Raw genomic sequence first — 25089 nt, forward strand, 5'->3', positions numbered from 1 at the left:
CAGCATGTCCCTGGACACCGCGACGTTCACCTCGGTCATGGCGGCGGTCGCCGGGCCCGTGGCGGTGGTGACGACCGTCGACGAGCACGGCAAGCGCTGGGGCTTCACCGCCAGCGCCTTCTGCTCGCTGTCGCTCGACCCGCCGCTGGTGCTGGTGTGCTTGGCCCGCACCGCGTCCTGCCACGGAGCGTTCGTCACCGCGAAGTCGTTCACCCTCAACGTCCTCGCGCACGACCAGGACGACCTGGCGCGGCACTTCGCCCGCTCCGGCCCGGACAAGTTCGAGGGCACCCGGATGACCGAGTGCGAGCGCGGGCTGCCCGGCCTGGTCGACGCGGCGGCGCGGCTGGTGTGCTCGGCGCACTCCGTCTCGGACGGCGGCGACCACAGCATCCTGGTGGGCCGGGTGGAGGAGGCGGTGGCGCTGGACCGCGTGCCGCTGATCTACCACAACCGCGCCTTCACCCGGCCGCAAGCGGCCTGACCAGGACCGATTACCGGCGGATGACCACCTGGGAGGTCGGCGTGGCCACCGGGCCGCTACCTTCCCCGGCTGTGACAACCGCACAAGACGCCCCGATCCTCGTGATCGGGGGCACGGGCAAGACCGGCAGGCGCGTCGTGGACCACCTGCGGGCGCGTGGCGCGTCCGTCCGCGTGGCGGCGCGCCACGGCGACGTGACGTTCTCCTGGACGGATCGGGACACCTGGGCCCCGGCGCTGGCCGGGGTCCGCGCCGTGCACATCGTCGCGATCGACGGCGTGTCGCGGACCGACGAGTTCGTCGCCGCCGCCGTCGAGGCGGGCGTGCGCCGCTTCACCCTGCTGTCGGCGCGCGGCGTGGACGTGCCCGACTACTACGGCGAGGGCAACGCGGGCGCGGCGACGCACCTGCTCGGCGAACGGGCGCTGCACGAGTCCGGTGTGGACTGGACGGTGCTGCGGCCGGGCTGGTTCATGCAGAACTTCGACGAGGGCATCTTCCGCGACGACGTGCGGCGCGGCGAACTGCGGCTGGCCGCCGCCGAGGGCGCGGCGGCGTTCGTGGACGCCGAGGACATCGGCGAGGTGGCGGCCGTCGCCCTCACCGAGGACGGGCACGCGGGTCGGACCTACGACCTGACCGGGCCCCGCGCCCTGACCTTCCACGAGGCGCTGGCCGAGATCGCCGACGCGTCCGGCGTGACGGCGCGCTACCGGCCGATCCCCGAGGCGGAGTTCATCGCCGAACTGGTCGAGGCGGGCTGGTCGCCGTCCGACGCGGCCCTGTGGTCGGCCGCGCTCGACCCGATCCGGCGCGGCGTGGAAGGCGCCCTGGCCGACGGCGTCCAGCAGGTGCTCGGCCGCGAGCCGCGCGACTTCCGCGCCTTCGCCGCCGCCGCGCGGGACGCCTGGCGGGACTGACGCCGCGCCACCCGACACCGTCGTCCCACCTCCCCGCGCGGGGAGGTGGGACGACGGCCGCCCCGGCCGCACCGCACGCACCGACCGGAGGTCCGACCACCATGTCTTCGCTGTCCCGCAGGCACTTCCTCACGAGCACCGCGGTCGCCGGCGGCGCGGTGGCCCTGCCCGCCCTCGCGGCGTCGCCCGCGTCCGCCGACCCGGCGGCGGACGGTGACGTCGGCGCGCTGTCGGTGGTGACGCGCGACGACCCCCGCTACGCCGGTCTGCTCACCGGTTCGAACCAGCGCTGGGTGGCCTCGCCCGAGCGCATCCACCTGGTGCGCACCGCCGACGACGTCGTCCGGGCGGTGCGCGACGCCGTGCACGCCGGCCGACGGGTCGCGGTGCGCAGCGGCGGCCACTGCGACGAGGACTTCTCCAGCAACGGCGCGCCGGTCCTGATCGACCTGTCGCTGATGGACGAAGTCGGCTACGACCCGCACCGCAGGGCGTTCGCGGTCCAACCCGGCGCGACCCTGGGCGCGGTCTACCACAAGCTGTACCGGGGCTGGGGCGTCACGCTGCCCGGCGGCACGTGCCCGACGGTCGGCGCGGGCGGCCACATCGTGGGCGGCGGCTACGGCGCCCTGTCCCGCCTGCACGGCCTCACCGTCGACCACCTGCACGCCGTGGAGGTCGTGGTGGTGGGCGCGGACCGCGAGGCGCGCAAGGTCGTCGCCACCAGCGACCCCGGCGACCCGCACCGCGAGCTGTGGTGGGCGCACACCGGTGGCGGCGGCGGGACGTTCGGCGTCGTCACCCGGTACTGGCTGCGCACGCCGGGCACGGCGGACCTCCCGCCGGAGCGGCAGCTGCCCCGGCCGCCGGCGAACCTCCTCGTGTCCGACGTGTCCTGGTCGTGGGCCGACCTGGACGAGCGCTCGTTCACCCGGATCCTGCGCAACTACACGGAGTTCTTCGAGCGCAACTCCGCGCCGGGCTCACCGTGGGCCGCGCTGTTCAGCCAGCTCAAGCCCACGCACAAGGCGGCGGGCGCGTTCACGATGAGCACGCAGGTCGACGCGTCCGCGCCGGACGCGCACGGGCTGCTGGACGCCTTCCTCGCGGCGGTGGGTGACGGCACCGGCGTCCGGTACCGGGTGAACGACCGGTCCACGGTGCCGTGGACGTACGCGGCCAAGGAGTGGTTCGGCTTCGTGACCGCCGCCGTGCCCCGGTGGAAGGCGAAGTCGGCCTACCTGCGCAAGGCGCCGCCGGAGCCGCAGCTCAAGGCGTTCCACCGGCACCTGACGCGGGACGACTACGGCAACCCCTCCGCTACCGTCGTGCTCGCCGCGTACGGCGGCCGGATCAACGCGGTCGGCCGCGGCGAGACCGCCACCGCCCAGCGCGACTCGGTGCTCAAGCTGCTGTACCTGAGCCTGTGGACGGACCGGGCGGCGGACGCGGAGCACATCCGGTGGGTCCGGGAGTTCTACGCCGACGTGTACGCGGAGACCGGCGGCGTGCCCGCGCCCGGCGACGTCACCGACGGCTGCTACATCAACTACCCCGACGTCGACATGGCCGATCCCGCGATCAACACCTCGGGCGTGCCGTGGCACGCGCTGTACTTCAAGGACGGCTACCCGCGCCTGCGCCGGGTGAAGGCGGCCTACGACCCGCTCGGGGTGTTCTCGCACGCCTTGGCGGTGCGGGCGGACTGACGGCGCCCTGATTACCCGACCATGACCGCCGGGTGATCGGCGTCGCGTTGGATCGGCGGTGTGGGATGCGACCCGATGCCGGCGGCGTGCGCGCCGCGGTCAGCGCGCCGACCCGGGGCCGAGGTGCTCGACGAGCACCGCGAGCCGGGTCGCGGCGGCCTCGGCGTGCCGCTCGCGGCCGAGGTCGGTGGCGCTGACGTCGACGATGCGCCGGTCGGTCGCGCACAGCTGCCGCTCGACCAGGCCGTCCTTCTCCAGCCGGGCGACCGTGCGGGAGAGCGCGCTCTGGCTCAGGTACATGTCCTGCGCGAGGTCCTTCATCGGCCGGTACTCGGTGCCCGGCTCGATCAGCCGGTCGAGGGTCTCGAACTCGTTGAGGTTGAGCCCGTGCGCGCTCTGGAGCACCTGGTCCAGGTGGGTGGCGATGCCGTTGTAGGTGGTCAGCAGCTCGCGCCACGCGGCGATCACGTCCGACGGCGCACCCATGAGCCGAGAATAACATGCGTCGGCAATTCATGATTCGACATATGATGTCTTGACATCCTATGTCTAGGCAAATTACTGTTGGTGAGCACGCGATCGCCCCTCGGAAAGGAACCCGTCCCGATGCCCACGAACGCGGCACCCGCCGCCCCGCGAGCCGGGCTGAAGCAGTGGTTCGGACTGGTGATGCTCCTGCTGCCGACGGCGCTGATGACGGCCGACCTCGGCGTGCTGTGGCTGGCCACCCCGTACCTCACGGCGGACCTCCAGCCCACCAGCTCGCAACTGCTCTGGGTGACCGACAGCTACGGGTTCATGACCGCGGGCTTCCTGGTCATCATGGGCACGCTCGGTGACCGCATCGGTCGCCGCAAGCTGCTCATGATCGGCTCGGTGCTGTTCATCGCGGCGTCGGTGATCGCCGCGTACGCGCCGAGCGCGCTCGTGCTGATCATCGGGCGCGGCCTGCTCGGCATCGCGGGCGCGGCCGTGCTGCCGTCGACCCTGTCGCTGATCACCACCATGTTCGTGGACGCCCGCCAGCGGGGCGCCGCGATCGCCGCGTGGGTCACCGCGCTGTCGCTCGGCCTGGGCGTCGGCCCGGTGCTCGGCGGCGTCCTGCTCGGCAGCTTCTGGTGGGGCTCGGTGTTCCTGATCGCGGTGCCGGTCATGGTGCTGGCCCTGGTGACCGCGCCGGTCCTGCTGCCCGAGTACCGCGACCCCGCCGCGGGCCGCCTCGACCTGCTCAGCGTGCTGCTGTTCCTGCTGGGCATCCTGCCGGTGGTCTACGCGATCAAGCACGCGGCGGAGTCCGGTGTGGACGTCGCGTTCGGCGTGGCGCTCGTGGTGGGCCTGGTCTTCGGGACGCTGTTCGTGCGCCGCCAGCGCGCCCTGCCCAACCCGCTGATCGACGTGCGGCTGTTCGCGAACCGCACGTTCACGATGGCCCTGGTGACGCTGATGCTGGGCATGATGGCGCTCAACGGCGTCGAGTACGTCGTGCCGCAGCTGCTCCAGCTCGTCAGCGGCATGTCGCCGATGGACGCGGCGCTGTGGCTGCTGCCCAGCGCGGCGGGCCTGATGCTCGGCTCGCAGCTCACGCCGCCGCTCACCCGGACGTTCCGCCCGGCCTACGTGATCGGTGGCGGCCAGGTGGTCGCGCTGGTCGGCTACGCGATGATCTGGGCGACCGGCGAGGGGTACGGCGGCGGTGTGCTGGCGTCCGTCGGCCTCACCGTGGTGATGTTCGGCGTCGCGCCGATCTCCGTGCTGTGCACCGGGATCGCGGTCGGCTCCGCGCCGGCCGAGAAGGCGGGCGTCGCCGCGGGCACCGGCCAGACCAGCTACGAGCTGGGGCTGGCGCTGGGCATCGCGGTCGTCGGCAGCGTGTCGGTCGCGGTCTACCGCTCCGACGTGGCCGACCGCCTGCCCGCCGGCCTGCCCGAGGACGCGGTCGCGCAGGTCCGCGACACGCTGGGCAGCGCGGTGGCGGTGTCCGAGACCCTGCCGGGCGCGCAGGGCGCCGAGGTGGCGGCGGTGGCGCGCGCGGCGTTCCTCGACGGCTTCCACGCGTCGGCGATCTTCAGCGGCGCGGTCGCCCTGGTGCTCACCGTGCTGGTGGTGACCCTGCTGCGGCACGTCCCGTCCACCCCGCGCGCCACCGAGCCCGCGGAGCCCACCGAGCCGGGGCCGTCCGCCGAGGCCGTCGGTCCGGCCGCACCCGCGGCGGCGGTCGAGCCGGTGCCGAACGCGGCGGACGAGGACGCGGCGGACGAGGGCGCGGCGGGCGACCCGCCCCGCGCGCAAGCCCCGGCGGCCGACCCGGAGGGGTCCGCCGCCGACGAAAGGGAGCGGGTGGAGCGCGTCTAGCCCGGACGGCTCCCCGCGACCGCCCCCGGCGGCCGGGGCCGGGTGAGACCCCCAGCTCACCAGGCCCCGGCCCGCCCTTGCCACCGAACCGAGGAACGAACCACATGATCACCGCACACGAGGTACAGCTGGTCACCCGCCCGGACGGCGCGCCCCGGACGACGGACTTCCGCGTCGCGGAGGTGCGGGTGCCCGACCCCGGCCCCGGCCAGGTCCTGGTCCGCAACACGTGGCTGTCGATCGACCCGTACATCCGCCTGATGCTCAACGACAGCAAGTCCGCGGTCTTCCCGCCGTTCGCGTTGAACGGGCCCATCGACGGCGCGGCGGTCGGCGAGGTCGTCGCGGGCGACGCGGTGCCGGTGGGCGCGACGGTCACGCACTTCCGGGGCTGGCGCGAGTACTCCGTGCTGGACGCGGGCGACGTCCGCGTGCTGGACGTCGACGGCGTCCCGCCGCAGGCGCACCTGAGCGTGTTCGGCACCACCGGCCTGACGGCGTACGCGGTGCTGACGGACGTGACCCCGGTGCGGCCGGGCGACACCGTGTTCATCTCCGCCGCGGCGGGCGCGGTCGGCAGCGTCGCCGGGCAGCTGGCGCGCAAGCTGGGCGCGGCGCGGGTGATCGGGTCGGCGGGCGGACCGGCCAAGGTCCGGACCCTCGTGGAGGACCTGGGCTACGACGTCGGCATCGACTACCGCGCGGACGACCTGGCGCGAGCCCTGGCGGACGCCGCGCCCGACGGCCTCGACCTGTACGTGGACCACGTCGGCGGCGATCAGCTGGACGCGGCGCTGACCGTGCTCAAGCCGCGGGGGAGGGTCGCCCTGGTGGGGGCGATCACCGGGTACAACGAGGCGACGCCGACCCTGTCGACGCGCAACCTGTTCGCGGCGGTGGAGAAGGAGCTGACGCTGCGCGGCATGCAGGTGACGTCGTACTTCGACCGGCTGCCCGAGTACGTCGAGCTGGCGAGCCCGTGGCTGCGCGACGGTTCGTTCCGCGTCCCGGAGACGGTGCTGGAGGGCATCCACGCGGTGCCCGAGGCGTTCGTCGGCGTCCTCGGCGGGGCCAACACCGGCAAGATGCTCGTGCGCCTCTGACCCCGGACACCCCGCGCCGGCCCGGAGGTCCGTCCGTTCAGCCGGCACGCACCGCCATCGACCGAGCCGTGCTCGATCGGCGAGCCGCGTCGCGGGACGATCCGGTCGTGGCGGTGGCCGCGAGCACCGCCACGACCGGTCGACGGCTCGGCCGATGGCACGATGGGATCATGACGACTGCCGGGAACACCCGTCACCACGGGCTTACGGCCGTGCTGTCCGCCCTCGACGACGCCGAGCTGGCCGCGCTCGTCGACGCCGGCCGGGTCGTCGGCGTCGGTGTCGGCGGTGGCTCGGCGGTGCTCGATGTCGACGGCGTGCCGGTGTTCGCGAAGCGCATCCCGTTGACCGACCGGGAACTCGCCCACCCGCGCTCCACGGCGAACCTGTTCGACCTGCCGATGTCCTGCCAGTACGGCATCGGCGGCCCGAGCCTCAACGCCTGGCGCGAGCTGGCCGCGAACCTCCTCGTCACCGACGCCGTGCCGGCGGACGGGACGCGGTCGTTCCCGGTGCTGCACCACTGGCGGGTGCTGCCCGGCCGCGCGCCGGTCGCGGCGGAGCACGTCGACGTCGACGCGGTCGTCGCCACTTGGGGCGGCTCACCGGCGGTGCGCGCCCGGCTTGAGGCGCTGACCGCCGCGCCGAGCAGCCTCGTGTTGTTCTCCGAGTACGTCCCGCACCCGCTGGAGGACTGGCTGCGCGATGACCCGGTCGGCAAGGCCGCCGCGGTCGAACGGGGGTTCGCGTGGATCGTCGCCTCCCTGCGCGAGCGGGACCTGCTGCACATGGACGGGCACCTCGGCAACATGCGCACCGACGGCGAGCGGATCCACCTCTGCGACTTCGGCCTGGCCACCTCGCCGCGGTTCGACCTGTCGGCGACCGAGCGCGACTTCGTCCGCCGCAACGCCGCGTACGACGCCGACCACGCCGCCATGCGACTGGTCAACTGGCTGGTGACCGACGTCTGCGGCGTGCCGGTGCCGACCGGCGGCGCACCGGTCGCCCGCAACGAGTGCGTGCGCCGGTGCGCCGCCGGTGACCTCCCGGACGGGGTGCCGCCGGTGGTGGCCGGGATCCTGGCCCGGCACGCGCCCGCCGCCGCGCGGATGAACGCCTTCCACTGGCGGCTGTTCGACGGCGAGGTCGACGCGGAGTACCCGGGGCCGGGTCGGTGAACCGCGCTCGTCCCGGAGTGGTCACCCGCGCTCGGCAAGGGCCGGCAGGGTGCGGGCGACCTCGTCGGGGGAGGGCATGCGGGCGATCTCCTCGGCGATCGCGCGGGCCGCGTCGCGGTGGGGGGCGTGCCCGTGGCGCGGCAGCAGTTCCCGGGCGTGCTCGGCCACGGCGTCCACGCTCAGCTCGTCGGGGAGCAGGCGCAGCGCGGCGCCCGCCGCGACCAGCGCCTCGGCGTTGGCGAACTGGTCGGCCCCCTGCGGGAGGAGCAGTTGCGGGACGCCGACCGCGATCGCGCCGAGGGTCGTGCCGCTGCCGCCGTGGTGCACGACCGCGTCGACGTGCGGCAGCAGCTCCGCCTGGGCCACCCAGCCCAGCACCGTGACGTTGCCCGGCACCGCCCCGAGCTGCTCGGGGCGCACCCGGCCGGTGGCGACCACCACGTCCGCGCCGAGCGCCGTCAGACCCCCGATCGCCGTGGTGAGCACCTCCGGGGTGCCGAACGCGGTGCCGAGCGTCAGGTAGACCAGCGGTCGCGACGCGCGCTCGACGCGCCACGGAGGCGTCGCCGCTTCGGGGAACGGCACGGGCCGTAGTTCGACGCGGTCGGTGGTGGCGAGGAAGTCCTGGTCCTGCAAGGACGGCGGGCAGATGTCGAGGTGTGGTCGGTCGGGGAGGCCGGCGGCGGGCGTGGGCCGTTGGAGCCCGATCCCGTCGGGGAACATGCGGCCGAACCCGTGCCAGAGGCCGGGGACCCCGGCGCGGCGCGCGGCGACGGCCGCGCCCGGCAGCCCCCACCCGTGCACGACGAGGTCGGGCCGCAGCCGCGCCAGCGCCGGCGCCAGGTCCTCGGCGTAGATCTCGTAGCACGCGTCGGCGGGCCGGAAGGGTCGGAGCCCGTGCCGGCGCAGGGGCGCGTGGACGTGCTCGCCGGCGGCGAAGTGCACCTCGTGCCCGGCCTCCCGGGCGGCGACGGCGAGCGGGACGAGGGGATACGTGTGGCCGGGCGACGCCAGGCCGGCGAAGAGGACGCGCACGTGATCGGTTCCGGCCGGCGTCAGCAGGAGACGACCAGTGCGGTGAGCCGCCACGTCCCGGGGTCCGGGGCGCGCCGGGCGTCGGCGATCGCGAGGGCGGGGAAGCGGCGCAGCAGCGCGCCGAGCGCGACCTCGGTCTGGACGCGGGCGAGCGCGGCGCCGAGGCAGAAGTGCGGACCGTGGGCGTAACCCAGGTGCGCCGGTCGGCCCGCCGGTCGGCGGAGGTCGAGGCGGTCGGGGTCGGTGAACGCGCGGGGGTCGCGGTTGGCGGCGGCGAGCGCGGCGGTGACGGGTTCGCCCTGGCCGATGGTCGTCCCGCCGAGGTCGACGTCCTCGCGGGCGTAGCGGGGCAGGCTCAGCAGCTGCGGTCCGCACCACCGGGTCAGCTCCTCGACCGCGCCCGGCAGGAGGCCGTCGTCGGCGCGCAGCGCGGCGAGCTGGTCAGGGTGGCCGAGCAGGGTCTCGACGGCGTTGGCGACGAGGTTGGTCGGGGTCTGCCCGGCCAGGACGAGGTGCCAGACGAGGGTGACCAGCTCGGTCTCGCCGAGCCGGTCCCGGTCGTCGGCGTGGACGCCGATCAGCTCGGACAGCAGGTCCGGCCCTGGTTCGCGCGTGCGCCGGGCGACCGCGGCCACGGCGTCGTCCATGATCGCGGGGATGGCCTGGGCGAACGCGGGGCCGTGGCCGGCGGCGACGGCGGCACCGTAGGCGCGCCAGGTGTCCCGGTCCTCCGGCGGGATGCCGACCAGCTCGCAGATCACGTCGATGGGCAGCGGTCGGGCGAAGTGCGCCAACAGGTCCGCGGTGTTCCCGTCGGCGCGTTCGGCCAACTCGTCGAGCAGGGTCTCGACGATGCGCGTGACGCGCGGCCGGAACCGCTCGGCGCGCCGGGCGGTGAACGAGGGCGAGACGAGCCGGCGCAGCCGGGTGTGCTCGGGCCCGTCCATCTCCTGCATGGTCCGCAGGTACCGGCGGCAGTGCTCGGGCACGTCCGGGCGGAGGTAGCTGCCGGCGTTCAGCTCGAAGCGGGGGTCGGTGAGCACCGCCTTCGCGTCGTCGTAGCGGGTCACCGCCCACATCGCGCCGAAGCCCGGCGTCACCAGCCGCGCCAGCGGGCCGCGCTCGCGTGCCCGCCCGTACGCGGTGAAGGGGTCCCGCAGGACGGCGGGGTCGGACAGGTCGATCTCGGGGATGGCGGTCACGGTCCACTCCAGATGTTGACGTCAGATGTTCAGAGTATCTGAATGAGGACAGTATCCTGAGCCCGGCAGGCACGGGTGGGCACGAAGGGGCGCGATGGTCCGGCTCAGCAGGGCGCAGACGCAGGAGCACAACCGGGCCAGGGTGCTGGCCGCGGCCCGGAGCGAGCTGGCCGAGCACGGCTTCCGCGAGGCCAGGATCGACCGGATCGCCGAACGGGCCGAACTGACGCGGGGCGCGGTCTACTCCAACTTCCCCGGCAAGCGGGCCCTCTACTTCGCCGTCCTGGCGCAGGAGGCCGAGCGGGCGGCCGACCCGAGGCGCCCGCCGACCGCCACGACCGCCGGCGCGGCGCTGGGCGACTTCGCGCGCGCCTGGCTCGCGGGGCTGCCGCCGGTTCTCGACGACCGGCGCAGCGCGAGCAGGCTGAGCCGGGACCTGCTGCCCGAGATCGTGGCCGACGACCAGGTCAACCGCCCGTTCGCGCAGCTGACGAGCCTCGGCGCGATCGTGCTCGGCATGTGCCTTGAGCGGTTGCCGCCCGCCGACCGGACCGGCGCCCGCATGGTCCGGGCGGCCGAGATCGCCTTGACGACGCTGCACGGCGCCGGGCAGCTCGCCGCGGCGGCGCCGGGGTTCGGCGAGCCCTTCGCGGTCATCCGCGCCTGCGAGCACCTGGCCGGGCTCGACCTCGACGACACGTGGCGACCGGCCCACCTGCCGCACGTCCCACCGGCGCGGCCCACCGACGAGCGGTGGTCGCCGCCGGCCGCGACCGACGCGCTCCGCGACGAGCCGGCCGACCCCGGCCGCGACGGCGTGCTGGCCGTGCTCGGCCTGCACCGCCTGTCCGCCGTCGAGGAGGCCCTGCGCGCCGCCCCGCCCACGGCCACCGTGACCGCCGCCCTGGTCACCAGCGATCCCGGCGAACTGGGCCCCCTCGCCCGCCTGGCCGTCACCGACCTGCGCAACTGCCTCCGGGCCGCCGTCGCGCCCTCGGCGTGGCCGCGCCTGCGGATCGTGCACGACGAGTCGGGCGAGCTGGCGGCGGCGGCAGGGGTCTCGGCCACCAGCGACGCCACCGAACAAGCCGTGCGCATCCAGGCCGGCCGGATCACCGCGCGCGCCGACGGCTACGGCGCCTGCCACGCCGCCGCCTCCGCGTGACCCGCGTGGACGGCGCGCTCGTCCCGTCCGGACCCCGAGACCGGGCGGGACGACCACGCACCCCGCTCAGATGTCCACGCAGGGCAGACCGATCGAGTGCCACCTGCCGCCGTGGTAGGACCAGCCCTGGGCGCACGCCTTGCCCGCACCGCGACCGTTGTAGCGCCGGGTGTCCTCGCGGGCCTTCCACGGCCCGTCGGGCGACTTGGCGTTCAGCCCCGGTCCCCAGAAGTCGATGTGCCCCCTGGTCACGTCGATCCTGAACTCCGCCCACGCCTGGTAACCCGAACCGGTGCGGGCGGTGTAGAGGCACACCTGGTGGTTGCAGCCCGACCCGGTGATGCCAACGTCGCCCTGTGCCTGTGCCTGTGCCTGTGCCTGTGCCTGTGCCTGTGCCGGGGTCGCGATCAGAGGTGCGACCAGCACCGCGGCCACCGCCGCGAGCCCGGTCATCGCCGACTTGACGGACATGTCGTCTCCTCTCGGTCCTTCTGCCGGGGCGACCGGTTGACCACCGGTCGCCGCAGGGGCAACCGTGCGCCACCGAACGTGTGAAATCACCGCGATTTCCCACAACGCGCAGGTCCGGGCCCTCGACAGCCCGGTGAGGGAAGCCGTCGCGCTCAACGGGGTCGGCTGGTACGCCGCCCGCGTGGGGGAGTACGACGTCGCCCGCGAGCACTGCCAGGCGGCACTCGCCCTGTTCCGGCGGTACCCGGACCTCGAAGGGGAGGCCGTCACCCTGGACATCCCGGGGTTCGTCGAGCACCACACCGGCCACCAGCTCCAGGCCGTCCACCACTACGAGCAGTCCCTCGCCCTGCTCCGCACCCTCGGCCACACCTACCACGTCGCAGGAACCCTGGCAGACCTCGGCCGAGCCCACGCCGCCACTCCACCCGACCCGCGCGACACCCGCTCCTGAGTCACACGCGGAGCCCCGCGCGGGAAGCGCGTCGGCGAGCCCGAACGGCATGCACCACCACCGCCCCACCCACCACCGCGCCGAGCACATAAGCGTTGCCCACCAACGACTCCAGGGGCGTCCACGCGAGTTCACGACCGTCACCACGAGGCACGGCCGCGAACGTCCACCCGCTGAACAACGCCACGATCCCGACCACGGCGGACCAGGGACGCCGAACCCGACCCAGGACCACAAGGCACAGCGGGAAAACCCACACCCAGTGGTGCGTCCACGAGATCGGGCTGACGAGCAAACCGCAGAAAGCCGTCACCAGCACCGCACCCACGCCGTCACCGCGATCGTCCAACGCACGCGCGAGGAACACCGCACCCACCACACCGGCGAGAACCAACAGGACCAGCACGAACGAATCGCCCGCGAACCGCCGCACGAGACCGTTGAGCGACTGGTTCCCCGACCACGCGTTGGACAGAGCGCTGTTGGCGCCGAACACGGTCGAACTCCAGTACCGCACCGCGTCGCCCGGCAGCAGCGCGAACCCCGCGCAGCCGGCCAACGCGAACGCGCCCAGCGCGCGCAGCGCGTCCGCCCCGCGCCGGGTGACGAGCAGGTGCAGCACGAACACCAACGGGGTCAGCTTGATCGCCGCCGCCAACCCGACGAGCACGCCGGAGAACCGCGAACCCCGCAGCGCCACCAAATCCACCAGGACCAGCGCCATGAGCACGACGTTGACCTGGCCCAGGCCGATCGTGCGCCAGACCGGTTCCAGCACGAGCAGGAGGGGCAGCGCCCACCCCGCGCCCGGGTGCACCACGCGGGCCACCGCGCCCAGCCCCAGCGCGGTCGCCGCGGCGAGCACGCCCCAGGCGAGCTGCGTCGGCAACGCGGCCAGCGGCAGGAACACCAGCGCGGCGCTCGGCGGGTAGGCGAAGGGCAGGTCGGGCGACCAGTCCGGGGTCGCGGTCAACCGCTCGTAGAGGGGTTCGCCGTTCAGCACGGCGAGCGCGCCCGAGCGGTACACCGCGCTGTCGATGCCCAACGGCCACCCCCGCGCCCACCACACGAGCGCCGCCACCACGAGGGCGCAGGCCACCGCGCCCGACGCGATGGCGGTCGTGCGGAAGGCGGCCGGTGGCGGGCGTCGAGCGGTGTCGATCACCCGCTCGACGCTAGGAGCCGGGGGAGCGGGAATCGTCACGCCGCGGTGGTGTTCCCGGCTCGCCCGCCGGTACGGGTCCGGCCGGACCCGTACCGGGGTGCTACTCGTGCGGCGCCACGAGCCCGGTCTCGTAGGCGAGCACGACGGCTTGCGCGCGGTCGCGCAGCGCGAGCTTGGTGAGCACCCTGCTGACGTGGCTCTTGGCGGTCTGCTCCGCGATCGTCAGCGCCGCCGCGACCTCCGCGTTGGACAGGCCGCGGGCGACCAGCCGCAGCACCTCCACCTCGCGCGGCGTGAGCCCCTTCAGGGCCGCGCGGTCGGGCTTGCCCGCGGCCCGCTCGGCGAACGTCGCGACCAGGCGGCGCGTCACCGAGGGTGCGAACAACGCGTGGCCGGCCGCCACCACGCGCACGGCGTTGACCAGGTCGGCCAGCGGCGCGTCCTTGAGCATGAACCCGCTCGCGCCCGCGCGGAGCGCCCGGTAGACGTACTCGTCGAGGTCGAACGTCGTGAGCACCAGCACCCGCGGCGGCTCGTCCCCGGCCGCCGCGAGGATGCGCCGGGCGGCCTCCAGCCCGTCCATCACCGGCATCCGGATGTCCATCAGGACCACGGCCGGCCGCAGGTCGAGCGCCAGCGCCACGGCCTCCGCCCCGGTGCCCGCCTCGCCGACGACCTCCAGGTCCGCCTGGCTGTCCAGCGCGACGCGGAAGCTCTCCCGGATCATCGCCTGGTCGTCCACGACCAGGACCCTCGTCGTCACCCTTCGCACCCTTCGTCGAGCGGCAGTTCGGCGACCACCGCGAAGCCGCCGTCCGGGGTGCGCCCGGCGCTGAACCGGCCGCCCAGCACCCGCACCCGTTCGCCCATGCCCACCAGCCCGTGCCGGGGCCGCCGCGGGTCGGCGTCGAGGGCGGGCCGGACGCCCGCCGCGTTCGCCACGACGACCCGGAGCCGGCCGTCGTCCGCGCCGAGCCGGATCGAGACCGCGCCGCCGGGCGCGTGCCGCGCGGCGTTGCTGAGCGCCTCCTGGACGATCTGGTAGGCCGAGAGTCCGACGCCGGCCGGGATCGACCGCCCGTCGTAGTCGGTGCCCAGGGTGATCTCCGCGCCCGTCGCGCGGAACCGCGCGACCATCTCCGCGACGTCGGCCAGGCCGGGCTGGGGCGCGGTGTCGGCCTCGTCGTCGGTGGACCGCAGCACGCCGAGCATCCGCCGCATCTCGGTGAGCCCGTCGCGGGCGATGCGCTGGAGCACGTCGAACTCGGCGCGCACCTCGGGCGCGAGGCCGGGCAGCCGGTAGGGCACCGCGTCCGCCCGCAGCACGAGGGCCGACATGTGGTGGCTGACCACGTCGTGCAGCTCCCGCGCGATGCGGCTGCGCTCCTCCAGCGCCGCCGTGCGGGCCTGCTCGGTCAGCCGCTGCCGGTCGGCCTGCCGCCGCAGCCGTACCGCGTTGCCCAGCAGCGCCACGCCGGCGGCCAGCGCGGCGACGAGGAACAGGTTGCGCCGGTCGGGCAGGTGCGGCCAGGCCGCCGCGGCCGTCAGCACCCACACCTGCGCCGGCACCGGTTGCGCGTAGCTCTCCGCCACGGCGTAGAGGACGAACCCGGCGGCGAGCGCGAACCCCATCGTCCACGGCCAACCCCACACGCGGACCAGGTCCACGTGCGGCGCGTAGGCGAACGGCGTCACCAGAACCATGACCGCGGTCAGCCGCCACGCCACCAGGGGGTGCCGCAGCACGGCCAGCACCGGCAGGGCGGTCAGCGCACCGAGGAGCAGGACCGCGGCGTCGCCCTTCGGCGCCACGGACTGCTGGATCGGCGCGATGGCGAGGAACGCGGCCAGCGCGGCCACCAGCACGATCGCCGACCGGGTCCGGCGGCTGCCGGTGAACCCGGCGGGCGTCTCCGGCCGCGCGCCACGCGCCACGACGAACACCAGCGCCCGCAGGAAGCCGAGTGCGGCCCCGCGCAGCCGCGTCGAGGGTCGGCTGTCCCGTGCGTCCGCCATCCGCCCAAGCTATCCGCCTCGACCCGCCGCGCCGGACGACGGGTGCGCCTCACCCCCGGTTCCTGAGCGCAACCGCGGTCGATCACGGGCTCCATGACCTCGGAGGTCGTCGCCGCCACACCCCGTGCACCGCCACCGTCCGAACAGGACCGGGTCCGACCGGGACCCGGCGACGGCACCGAGGAGACGGGCATGCGCGCCCCCGGTACTACCCCCAACACCCCGAGCACCCCCAACACCCTCAGCGCCCACGACACCTCCGGCACCGCCGCCGCCCCGGGCACCGCCGCACCGCGTGGCGGGGCACCCCGCGACGCGGTGCGCGCGAGCCCGCGGGCCGACGGCTGGGGCGCCGCCGCCTTCGGCGTGGTGACGCTGGTGGGCGGGCGACGGCTCGCCGGCCCGCTCGGCCTGCCGCCGGCCTGGTTCGTCCCGGTCGGGATCGCCATGCCGGGCGGCGGCGCGGCCTCCCGCCGATCGCCGGCCGGCCGCGCGTCCCCGACGCCCCGGTCACCGCGTCCGCCGTGCTCGCGGCACTCGGGCCCGACCGCCGAGACCCGCGACCGCGAATTGTCGGCAATGCGCCGGATCAACGGGTGGCCCGGTTCACCCGGAAGTATTCGCCCGACAGTGACGAATTGCGCTGACTGGTGGTCGCGCAGTTGTCCGGCGGCGCGCGATGATCCCCTGACCGCGTGCCTCCGGGGCGAATTCGTCGAGGCTGTCCGCACCGTCCCACGTGCGACCGCGCAGAGGTGGAATGGGAGAGCTACCGTGCTGGAGATGCGGCGACTCCAGATATTGCACGAACTCCGCGCGCGGGGCACCCTGGTGGCCGTCGGCCAAGCCCTGTCGCTGTCCCCTTCAGGGGTGTCCCAACAACTCACCCTGCTGCAACGCGAGGTCGGGGTGCCGCTGGTGGAAAAGATCGGCCGGAATGTCCGGCTCACCCCGGCGGGTGAACTGCTCGCCGAGCACGCCGAAGCGCTGCTCAACCGGCTGGAGGAGGCGGAGAACGACCTCGCCGCACGTGGCGGGCGCGTCACGGGCACGTTCCGGATCGGCGCGTTCGCCTCGGCCATCACCCGGCTGGTGGCGCCCTGCCTGCCCGCCCTCACCGTCCGGCACCCGAGCCTGCGCGTCGAGGTCGAGCACCACGAGACCGACCGGGCCCTGCACCGGCTCGCGCTCGGCGAGATCGACCTGGTGCTGGCCAACGAGTACGAGCACCTGCCCCGGCGGCGCGACCACCGGTTGGCCCACGAGCCGCTGCTGGTCGAGGCGGTGCGGGTCGCGCTGCCGCGCAGGCACACGCTGACCAGGCGTCCCGGCCCCATCCCGCTGGCCGAGCTGGCCCGCGCGGTGTGGGCGTCCGGTACGCAGAACACCAGCCACGCCTCGATGGTCACCAACCTGTGCAACCAGCTCGGCGGCTTCCACCCCGACATCCGGCACCGCTCGGACGACCCCGGCGTGCTGCTCGCCCTGGTCGGCAAGGGTCGGGCGACGACGCTGGTGTCGCAGCTCGTCGACGCGGAGCTGGACCCGGCGATCGAGGTGCGCGACCTCGCGGACCACCAGCCGACGCGCAGGCTGCTCGCCTGGTTCCGCGCGTCCGCCGCCGTGCGCCCGGCCACCGCCGCCGTGCTGGGCGCCCTGCGCACCGTGGTCGCCAACACCCTGTCGCCGAATCCGTCAGCTGGGCTCAAGCGGACCGTTAAGTAATCCTCACTTGACCGGCCCTTTTCCCCCTGGAAATATGTTGGGTGGTCGCCCGGAATTCATTTCCGATCGGCCGGGGTGGCGGAACTGGCAGACGCGGCCCGACTTATCGTCGGGTTGTCCCATTGGGACGTGGGGGTTCGATGCCCTCCCCCGGCACGGCACTCGCGCGGTCACCGCGGCGCATTCCGCTCGGCGTCAGGGGAAGCACATGTCGACCCGTTCCACGGTGGTCCTCTCCTATCCGCCCGCGTCCAGCATCTGGCACCTGCCGATGGGCGTCGGATATCTGGCCGCGATTCTCGAAAGCCGCGGTCACGACGTCGTCCAGGAATACGGCTACGTCAAAGCCGTCGAGCACCTCCTGCGCGAGCACGGCGGTCCCGGCATGGCGCGGCACCTCGCCGTCGTCCGGGACCCGGACAGCTCCGTCCTGGACCGGTACGACGCCCGCATGGCGTTCGAGACCACGACGGCCGGCCTCGGCGAGGGCGAGGGCTTCGCGGTCGAGCGCAACAACGTGAAGTACGACTCGAAGCACTTCAAGGGCGGCGTCGCCGAACTGGTGGGGCTCCTGCGGCGGCGCGAGGACCACGTGTTCCACCGCTACTTCACCGAGGTCGAGGTGCCCCGCGCGGTGTCCCTGCGACCGGACCTGTACGGGATCAGCGTCGCCGACGAGCGGCAGCTGATCAGCGGCTGCGTGCTGGCCTCGCTGGTGAAGGAGGCGCTGCCGTCGACCACGGTCGTGCTCGGCGGCAACTACTGGTCCCGCGTCGTCGACGCCTTCCACGACCCGCTGTTCGCGGAGCTGTTCGACCACTGGGACGGCGTCGTCCACACCGAGGGGTTCCAGGCGATCACCCAGCTCGCCGACGGCGTTCCGCTCGCCGGCGTCGCGGGCCTGGTGTGGCGGGACGGCGACACCGTGCGGGTCAACGGCCGCGCCGCCACGCCGACGCCGTTCGAGGACCTGCCGACGCCCGTCTTCGCCGCCGACGCCCGCCAGTGGAGCCCGGACTTCGTGCCCCCGCTCTACACGTCGTCCAACTGCCCCATGCGCTGCTCGTTCTGCTCCATCGCCGCGGGCAGCGACACCTTCCTCGCCCGGCCGCGCGTGATGTCGGCGGCCCGCATCGCCGACCACGTGATGGCCCTGGGCGCGCACCGGTTCGACGTGCTCGACGAGTTCTTCACGATCTCCCGCCAGCTCGCCCTCGGCCGGGAGTTCGCCCGGCGCGGGTACCGGGCCACGTGGCAGTGCTACCTGACGATGAACGACAAGCTGGGCGACCCCGGGGTCTGCCGGGCCCTCGCCGACGCGGGCTGCGCCGCGGTGCAGCTCGGCCTGGAGTCGCTCGACCCGGACGTCCTGCGCCAGGAGGCCAAGTCCTGGAACCACCCGCGCAACTACGGCCGCATCCTGAAGAACCTGCACGACGCCGGGATACAGACGCACGTCTTCCTCATCGTCGGCATCCCGAACGAGCCGATCAACCAGAACCTGCGCTGGCTCGCGTTCCTGGAGGAGTGCGGCGAGCACATCCTCACCATCAAGAGCGGTCGCTACCGGCTGACCCGGCGCGCACCCGACGAGCAGCGGGCCAACGCGGGCGCGCTGCCCGGCATCCGGGCGTCGGCGACCGACGGGCAGCTGCTCAACCTCAACCGGGACCAGTTCTCCTACACCACCAACGGGTTGAGCCGCAAGCGCGTGGAGGCGGTGCGGGACCTGCTGGAGGAGGCGTGCCGGCGGCACTGGGCCTACCAGGTCACCTCGACGGTCCCGTGGTGGACCAACCGGGGCCGCTACACGCTCGCCGAGCTGCGCGACATGGCCCGGACGCTGGCCGCGCACCGGCCGGCGGAGCAGGCGCTGCCCGAGCGGCGGCTGCGCTTCGCGCTGAACAAGACGGCCTCCGCGATCCGCGAGGAGTGCGGCACCGACACGTGGTTCGCCTCCTACGACGACGCGCTGCGCACGTCTCGGGAGCTGATGGGCGACCTGGGCAGCGGTGCGGCGGCGCTCGCGGTCGCCCGGTGACGGCGTCGGTTCCGTCGATGGTGTGAGCGCGTTGGTCGTCGCGGCGCGCCGGTGCACAATCGGGCGATGAACGCGCCCCAGCCCGGCCGGGAGGTGGCCGCGCCGCCGGTCGCGGCCCTGCCCGCCGCCACGTTCGGCGGTGAACTCGAAGCGCTGGTGGTCGACGCCACCGGCGCGTTGGCCCCGATGTCGCCGGAGCTGCGGCGGGAGGCGGCCGCCCGCATCGCGGGGGAGACCCGCCTGCGCGGCGACCTGGACCTGCACGGCGAGTCCGCCGAGGTCGGCTGGGACCTCGTGCGCAGCACGCCGGAGCTGAACCTGGGCGTGCACGACGCGGTGACCGGTGTCGTCCGCTGGGCGCACCGGTCGGTGGCCCAGCTCAACCACGTCCTCCACGACGCCGGCCTCGGCCTGCTCGCGACGGCCTTCCACCCCCGCGCCACCGAGGAGGACTCGTACCGGCACGTCACCGACAAGCCGCTGTACCGGCTCTTCCGGGGCACCTCCCAGGGGCCGGCCGCGACGGTGACCGAGGGGGAGCGGGCGATGCTCGCGGCGGCCTGGCCGGTCGACCCCCACCGCGGCCGGGGTTTCGACCACACCGCGCCCGTCCCGACCGCGGGCGTCCACGTGTGGAACCGCACCGAGCCGGACACCGCCGGGTCGCACCTCGCCCTCGTCGCCGCGCTCGGCTGGCTGGTCAACCTGGTCACGGCCAACGGACCGCTCCGCCGCGGTCGGCTCGCGGCCCGCGACACCAGGCTGTCCGCCGTGGAGCGGATGCTCGCGCCGAGCCGGTTCCCCCGCGACGTGCTGCTGGCCGGGCCGCCGCCGCACCGGCCGCGCGGTCTCGCGGACTACCTGCGCTGGGTGCTGTCGTTCCGACCGCTGGCCGTCGCCGAGCCGGACGAGGCCGGGACCGCCTGGCAGCGCCCCCTCGCCGTCATACCGCCCGACGACGCGCCCGCGACCTGGAGCACGCTCGACTTCCTGGAGCTGGACCGGTGCCGCGTGGTCGGCCCCGACGGCGAGCCGAGGTGGGTGCGACCCCGGTTCGCCCACCTGTGCAACGGCGGCGACTGGTTCTACTGGCCCTCGACCGGCGGCCGGCTCCGCGTCCTCGCGCCGCGGCCCGAGGAGGTCGGGGCGCGTGACTTCGCCGAGGCCGTCCGCGCCGGGGACGACGCGGCGCTCGCCGACCTGCTCACGCGCGCCGGCGCGGCGGGGTGCGACGCCGGCGCGCTGTGCATCGAGGGCCGCGCGGCGGCGACCGTCCTGCCCTGCCCGCTGTGGGGCGAGCACGGCGACCGGTTCACCGCGGTGCCCTTCGTCCTCCAGACCGCGGTCCTGCGGGCCCACCACGAGATCTGGGAGGTGCTCGACCGGACCGGGTTGAGCTGGCGGGAGCTGACCGTCGACCTGCCCGCGCGGACGAACCGGATCGGCGGCTTCGGGGCGAGGATCGGACCCGTGGCGGTCCGGGACCTGGCCCGCGAGGTGTGGCGCGTCGCGGCCCGCGCGCTCACGGCGGCGGAGCTGGCGCTGGTCGGTGACACGGTCGACGTGGTGCTGGAGCGGGCGAAGGCGCCCGCCGAGCTGCAACTGGACTTCCTGGCGGACCGCACGCGGCGCGGCGACCCCGCCCCGGACGCGGTCGACGCGCTGCTGGAGGTGCTCCGGGTGCCGCTCACCCCTTGACCGCACGCCGCACGGGCGTCACCACGCCACGGGAAGCGCTTCCACGCCGTAGACGAAAGCGTCGTGCTTGAACACGAGGTCGGCGAAGTCGACGGCGAGGCGGAGGCCGGGCAGCCGCCGGTAGAGGGTGCGGTAGACGACCTCCAGCTCCAGCCGGGCGAGCGGCTGGCCCAGGCACTGGTGGACGCCGAAGCCGAACGCGAGGTGGTGGCGCCCGTGCCGGGTGATGTCGAGGCGGTCGGGGTCCGGGAACGCCAGGGGGTCGCGGTTGGCCAGCTCGCCCGGCAGGACCAGCGCCTCGCCCGCCCGGACGGGCAGGCCGCCGACCAGCATGTCCTCGGTGGCCACGCGGCGGCGGCCGGTGTGGGTGACGTTGAGGTAGCGCAACGTCTCCTCGACCGCGCGGGTGGCGACACCCGGGTCGGCGGAGTCGCGCAGCAGCGCCAGCTGGTCCGGGTGCCGCAACAGCAGCAGGGTGCCGAGCGCGATCATGTTCGCGGTGGTCTCGTGCCCGGCGACCAGCAGCAGCACGGCCATCTCGGCGGCCTGCCGCAGGTCCAGCTCGCCGGCCGCGACCCGCGCGCCCACCCGGGACAGCAGGTCGCCACCCGTGCCGCCGACCTTCGACTCGACCATGCCGGCCAGGTACCGCTCCAGTCGCCGCGACGCCCGCGTCCGCTGCTCGGCCGAGGCCCGGCGGTCGAACACGGTCCTGCTGGTGGCCTGGAAGAAGTCGTGGTCGGCGTAGGGCACGTCGAGCATCGTGCAGATCACCAGCGACGGCACCGGGAGCGCGAACGCCTCGACCAGGTCGGCCGGGTTCGGCCCGGCGACCATCGCGTCCAGCGCGTCGTCCACGACCCGCTGCACCACCGGGCGCAGCGCGGCGACGTTCCGGACGGTGAACGCCGGGCCCACCATGCGCCGCAGGCGGGCGTGCTCGGGGTCGTCCATGCCGATGAAGCTCATCAGCCCGTTGCCCGGCGCCACGCGCGGGTACTCCGGCCGGTCGATGTCGGCGCTGACCCGCCGATCACCGAGCACCGCGCGCTGGTCGGCGTACCGGGTGACCAGCCACGGCGTGCTGCCGTCCCAGATGCGCACGCGCGCGAGCGGTGCGCGGTCCCGGAGCTCGCACAGCCGAGGCGGCGGGTCGAACGGGCACTCGGCGGCCCGCCGCATCGGGAACTCGGGCACCCCGTCCTCCCGGCGACCGCCCGGGTCAGACGTGCTCGTCATCGCCCTCCTTCCGGTGCGGTCGCGAAGGATGCCCGCACCTGCGGGGCGCAATCGCGCGGACGGCACTCCGCGGTCCGCCGGGTAATGCCGCACGCCCCCGCGGAACGAGTGCCGGACAGCTCCGGCGGCCCGCGTCACCGCACAACGCTTCGACCACGGACTCGACCCAGGCATACACCCGACCGGCTCACCACCACAAGGCAGTCGTCGTGCCGTATCCGGAAAACCACCGGCGTCGATTGGCTTTGGCGGCACCGCGTTGTCGGACGCGCCCTGATGCGCGATGCCCGGCGCACGGCCTGACAGGTGAAGGGGCCTGCCGGGCCGTGCGCCGAGTCGAGGGTCCGGTGTTCCGGCCCGTCGGACGCCCGCGGTTACCGGGTCATGAACCGGCGCACCAGGTTCCGGGCCACGTACACCCCCGGCCCGCCGAACCCGACGACGTCGACGCGGCCGTCACCGGTGACGTCGGCCAGGAACCGGGGGTGCCGGTCGACCCGCCACCCGCCGGCCTCGTCGGCGTGCCCGAACCCCCGGCACACCAGCCGCGCCTGGTCGAACGCGCCACCGCCGCGGCCGGGCGACACCCACACCCCCTCGTCGCCGAACCCGACGACGTCGAGGTTGCCGTCGCCGGTGAGGTCGGCCAGGAGCCGGAGGTGCCTGTCGGCCGTCCACCCCTGGGCGCGCCCGAAGTCGTTCAGGACGAGTTCGGCCTCGCCGAACGCCCCGTCGGCCCGCCCGCGCGACACCACGACGCCCTGCGGACCGAACCCCACGATGTCCAGGGGCCCGCCGGCGGTGGTCCTGAGCAGGAACCGGGGGTGCTCCTCGACCGACACCCACCCCTGGTCGACCCCGAAGTCGTCGAGGACGAACACGGGTTCGGCGAACTTCCCCTCCTCGTCCTGGTGCGACACCCAGACGCCGTCGTCGTGGAAGCCGACGACGTCGACGCGGCCGTCGCCGGTGGTGTCCACGAGGAAGCGCGGGTGCCGCTCGGCGTGCCACCCGCCGGCCTGCACGCCGTACCCGAACGCCTGGAGTGCCGGTGCACCCGTCACGGGGGCGAACTTGCCGTGCTCGTCCTGGCGGGCCACCCGGAGGCCGTCGTCGTGGAAGCCGACGACGTCGACGCGGCCGTCGCCGGTGGTGTCGACCAGGAAGCGGGGGTGCCGCTCGGCGTGCCACTCCCCGGCCTGCTTGCCGTGCCCGAACGCCCGGACGGCCGGCTCGTTGCCCCACGGCGCGAACTTCCCGTCCTCGCCCTGCCGCGCCACCCGCACGCCGTCGCCGGCGAGCACGACGACGTCGAGCCGGCCCGAGCCGGTGGTGTCCACCAGGCACCAGAGGTCGCCGCGGCGCGAGTCGTCGTTGGGCGCCGTGTACGGCAGCAGGACGCGTTCGGTGTCCTCGAACGTGCCGTCGCCCCGGCCGGCGGACGCCACGACCCCTTTCGCGGGCTTGATCCCGACGAGGTCCACCCGGCCCTGCCCGGTGACGTCGGCGAGGAACCGCGCGCCGGCCCGCAGGCCGTGCCCACCGCCCGGGGGGCGGGTGTCCCACACCCCGGCCTCGTCACCGCCGAACCGGCCGAGCACCAGCCGCATGTCGCTGAACGACGGCGTCGCGTCGGGCGTCGGCCGCAGCGCGGTCGAGCGGACCAGCCGCCAGGACCGGCGGCCGTTCCAGTGGCTCGCCGACGCCCACCGCAGCGCGGGCTCCGCGGTGCGCTCGGGCTCGGCGGGGACGAACCGCCACCGCTGGCTCTCCGCGCCGTCGTCGTGCTCGCGCAGGACGACCCGGGGGTTGTCCTGCCCCGCGGCGAGGTCGAGGACGGCGCCGCCGTTCACGCACTCGACGCGGTAGAGGTCCGCCTCGCCCTCCACGGCGATGACGCGCCACTGCTGGCCCGGCCCGCCGTTGGCGGCCCACTGGCGCGCCCTCCGGTCCGCGACGGCGGGGTTGTCGAGCACCTTGCCGCTGCTCGCGTCGCGGATCACGTACGCCCGGTCCTCCCGCGCCTGCACGGGCACGAGCTGCCAGCGCTGCGGGTCCGGGCCGCCGGCGGGGTGGTCGCGGACGACCAGCGCGCCGTCCGCGCTCGTCGGCGACTCCGCGCCGAGGGTCTTCTTCGTGGCGGCGTTGACGATGGCCACCTTGAGGTGTTCCGTGGGCACGGGCATCGATGCCCCTTCCGGGCGGTGCGGCCATTGGCTCTGGACGGGTTCGCGCGTCGGCGGGCGCGGCTCACGTGAAGACGTGGTGGTAGGGGACGCCCCACTCGTTCGGCAGCCGGGGGTAGAAGGTGTTGATCACCGTCCCGGTGAAGTCACCGCCCCAGTTGTAGGTGACGCGGGCCTCGGCGTTCGCCGCCACCGCGTGGTCCTTGAACCCGAGGATGGCGTCGGGGTGGGTGATCGGCACGAAGGTCACCCCGCCCCAGGGCGTGACCGTGACGACCCAGAGCTGGGTGTCCTCGGGCGCGCCGTTGCGGCCGCGCCACTTCTCGCCGACCTTGCCCGGCAGCCCGACCTGGAGGGCGTCCGCCTGGCTCTTGGGCGCGTCCTGGTGGACCGTGATGCGCCGCCGCTTCGGCTTCGGCGCGCCGTCGTCACCGACGCCGGCGGGCGCCGCGCCGGGAGCGGCCGGCTTGTCCGTGACCTGGCCGGCGGCGCTCTCGATGAAGTACAGCGGTCGCTGCGCGAAGAAGCCGCCGGGCGTGATGTGCCAGAGGTGGCCGCGCCGGTCCTTGGTCTCGGGGTCGAGCGTGGTGGCGAGCTGGACCCCCTGGTCGTGGCTCTCCTCCTTCAGGTTGACGGGTCGGAGGTAGCCGCCGTTGAAGGCGTGGACGAGCATGACCGGCCGGTTCTCGACCAACGCCGCCACGATGGCGTTGTCGTGGCTGTTCACCGGTACCGGTCCGCCGACCACCAGATCCGCCAGTGGAGTGCGTTCCTGGGTGTACATCGTGGACACCTCACCTGTTCTGGGTGTGAGCACGGCGCATCGAATGCTCGATGCGGGGATCGGGGGCGACGCGTCGACGACTTCGCGATCCGGAACGCCGAAGTCCGACGCGCGATCGGGGTGGGCACGCGATCGGATGTCACCAGGTATACCGCACGA

The 25089-nt window shown here is 74.4% G+C and carries 21 protein-coding genes and 1 tRNA gene; 12 read left to right on the forward strand and 10 right to left on the reverse strand.

The annotated features are described in order from the left end of the window. Window positions 1–4 precede the first annotated feature (4 nt). The 3 genes from C8E97_RS15725 (at window position 5) to C8E97_RS15735 (ending at window position 3113) form a co-directional block, all read left to right on the forward strand. Window positions 5–484 (forward strand): flavin reductase family protein, encoded by a 480-nt coding sequence (locus tag C8E97_RS15725; protein ID WP_121006246.1) that lies wholly within the window; start codon window positions 5–7, stop codon window positions 482–484. A gap of 71 nt (window positions 485–555) precedes the next feature. Next, a complete protein-coding gene (locus C8E97_RS15730) occupies window positions 556–1404 on the forward strand; it encodes an NAD(P)H-binding protein (protein WP_246018914.1) in 849 nt (282 codons plus the stop codon). A gap of 101 nt (window positions 1405–1505) precedes the next feature. Next, window positions 1506–3113 (forward strand): FAD-binding oxidoreductase, encoded by a 1608-nt coding sequence (locus C8E97_RS15735; protein WP_121006250.1) that lies wholly within the window; start codon window positions 1506–1508, stop codon window positions 3111–3113. Between the two features lie 99 nt (window positions 3114–3212). On the opposite strand, the gene C8E97_RS15740 is transcribed toward C8E97_RS15735, so the two are convergent. Beyond that, window positions 3213–3599 (reverse strand): MarR family winged helix-turn-helix transcriptional regulator, encoded by a 387-nt coding sequence (locus C8E97_RS15740; RefSeq protein WP_121006252.1) that lies wholly within the window; start codon window positions 3597–3599, stop codon window positions 3213–3215. A 120-nt stretch (window positions 3600–3719) separates the two neighbouring features. On the opposite strand from C8E97_RS15740, the gene C8E97_RS15745 reads away from it, so the two are divergent. The 3 genes from C8E97_RS15745 to C8E97_RS15755 all read left to right on the forward strand — a co-directional run bounded on the left by C8E97_RS15745 (window position 3720) and on the right by C8E97_RS15755 (window position 7749). Then, entirely contained in the window at window positions 3720–5465 is a 1746-nt protein-coding gene (locus C8E97_RS15745) for an MFS transporter (RefSeq protein WP_121006254.1), read from the forward strand. A 104-nt stretch (window positions 5466–5569) separates the two neighbouring features. Beyond that, the gene (locus C8E97_RS15750; protein WP_121006256.1) at window positions 5570–6568 is read left to right on the forward strand and encodes an MDR family NADP-dependent oxidoreductase; all 999 of its coding nucleotides are present in this window, start codon (window positions 5570–5572) and stop codon (window positions 6566–6568) included. A gap of 170 nt (window positions 6569–6738) precedes the next feature. Continuing rightward, window positions 6739–7749: a BUD32 family EKC/KEOPS complex subunit gene (locus C8E97_RS15755; protein WP_121011601.1), complete on the forward strand. Its 1011-nt coding sequence runs from the start codon at window positions 6739–6741 to the stop codon at window positions 7747–7749. Window positions 7750–7770: 21 nt separating this feature from the next. Here the strand turns inward: C8E97_RS15755 and C8E97_RS15760 are convergent, their stop codons facing one another. Then, window positions 7771–8784, reverse strand: coding sequence for a glycosyltransferase (locus C8E97_RS15760; protein WP_121006258.1), 1014 nt, complete (start codon window positions 8782–8784; stop codon window positions 7771–7773). 20 nt (window positions 8785–8804) lie between these two features. Next, complete coding sequence (locus C8E97_RS15765; protein ID WP_121006260.1) at window positions 8805–9986, reverse strand: cytochrome P450 family protein; 1182 nt, start codon at window positions 9984–9986, stop codon at window positions 8805–8807. A gap of 94 nt (window positions 9987–10080) precedes the next feature. Between C8E97_RS15765 and C8E97_RS15770 the strand changes: the two genes are divergently transcribed. Next, window positions 10081–11151, forward strand: coding sequence for a TetR/AcrR family transcriptional regulator (locus tag C8E97_RS15770; RefSeq protein ID WP_121006262.1), 1071 nt, complete (start codon window positions 10081–10083; stop codon window positions 11149–11151). A 66-nt stretch (window positions 11152–11217) separates the two neighbouring features. Here C8E97_RS15770 and C8E97_RS15775 read toward each other — a convergent pair whose 3' ends face one another. Then, complete coding sequence (locus C8E97_RS15775) at window positions 11218–11622, reverse strand: hypothetical protein (protein WP_121006264.1); 405 nt, start codon at window positions 11620–11622, stop codon at window positions 11218–11220. Between the two features lie 133 nt (window positions 11623–11755). On the opposite strand from C8E97_RS15775, the gene C8E97_RS15780 reads away from it, so the two are divergent. Then, window positions 11756–12076 carry a tetratricopeptide repeat protein gene (locus tag C8E97_RS15780; RefSeq protein WP_246018915.1) on the forward strand — a complete coding sequence of 107 codons (321 nt, stop codon included), beginning with the start codon at window positions 11756–11758 and terminating at the stop codon, window positions 12074–12076. Window position 12077: 1 nt separating this feature from the next. On the opposite strand, the gene C8E97_RS15785 is transcribed toward C8E97_RS15780, so the two are convergent. From C8E97_RS15785 to C8E97_RS15795, 3 genes are all read right to left on the reverse strand, one after another. Then, window positions 12078–13241, reverse strand: a complete 1164-nt coding sequence (locus C8E97_RS15785) for a glycosyltransferase 87 family protein (protein WP_246018916.1) — start codon at window positions 13239–13241, stop codon at window positions 12078–12080. Between the two features lie 100 nt (window positions 13242–13341). Continuing rightward, entirely contained in the window at window positions 13342–14004 is a 663-nt protein-coding gene (locus C8E97_RS15790; protein WP_121006268.1) for a response regulator, read from the reverse strand. After that, on the reverse strand, window positions 14001–15257 hold the full coding sequence (locus C8E97_RS15795; RefSeq protein WP_121006270.1) for a sensor histidine kinase: 1257 nt from the start codon (window positions 15255–15257) through the stop codon (window positions 14001–14003). The genes C8E97_RS15790 and C8E97_RS15795 overlap by 4 nt, the downstream gene beginning before the upstream one ends. Window positions 15258–16040: 783 nt before the next feature. Here C8E97_RS15795 and C8E97_RS34610 point away from each other — a divergent pair. The 4 genes from C8E97_RS34610 (at window position 16041) to C8E97_RS15815 (ending at window position 20721) form a co-directional block, all read left to right on the forward strand. Continuing rightward, window positions 16041–16982: a LysR substrate-binding domain-containing protein gene (locus C8E97_RS34610; protein ID WP_170211874.1), complete on the forward strand. Its 942-nt coding sequence runs from the start codon at window positions 16041–16043 to the stop codon at window positions 16980–16982. 69 nt (window positions 16983–17051) lie between these two features. Then, window positions 17052–17138: transfer RNA gene (locus tag C8E97_RS15805), tRNA-Ile, on the forward strand. A gap of 52 nt (window positions 17139–17190) precedes the next feature. After that, on the forward strand, window positions 17191–19023 hold the full coding sequence (locus C8E97_RS15810) for a B12-binding domain-containing radical SAM protein (protein WP_121006274.1): 1833 nt from the start codon (window positions 17191–17193) through the stop codon (window positions 19021–19023). A gap of 66 nt (window positions 19024–19089) precedes the next feature. Then, complete coding sequence (locus C8E97_RS15815) at window positions 19090–20721, forward strand: glutamate-cysteine ligase family protein (protein ID WP_121006276.1); 1632 nt, start codon at window positions 19090–19092, stop codon at window positions 20719–20721. Between the two features lie 18 nt (window positions 20722–20739). Here C8E97_RS15815 and C8E97_RS15820 read toward each other — a convergent pair whose 3' ends face one another. From C8E97_RS15820 to C8E97_RS15830, 3 genes are all read right to left on the reverse strand, one after another. Beyond that, window positions 20740–21960: a cytochrome P450 gene (locus tag C8E97_RS15820; protein ID WP_121006278.1), complete on the reverse strand. Its 1221-nt coding sequence runs from the start codon at window positions 21958–21960 to the stop codon at window positions 20740–20742. 374 nt (window positions 21961–22334) lie between these two features. Continuing rightward, window positions 22335–24146, reverse strand: a complete 1812-nt coding sequence (locus C8E97_RS15825; RefSeq protein WP_121006280.1) for an RICIN domain-containing protein — start codon at window positions 24144–24146, stop codon at window positions 22335–22337. Between the two features lie 64 nt (window positions 24147–24210). Further along, window positions 24211–24930 carry a hypothetical protein gene (locus C8E97_RS15830; protein ID WP_121006282.1) on the reverse strand — a complete coding sequence of 240 codons (720 nt, stop codon included), beginning with the start codon at window positions 24928–24930 and terminating at the stop codon, window positions 24211–24213. Window positions 24931–25089: the final 159 nt, after the last annotated feature.

The sequence above is a fragment of the Saccharothrix australiensis genome, assembly GCF_003634935.1.
GTDB classification, from domain to species: domain Bacteria; phylum Actinomycetota; class Actinomycetes; order Mycobacteriales; family Pseudonocardiaceae; genus Actinosynnema; species Actinosynnema australiense.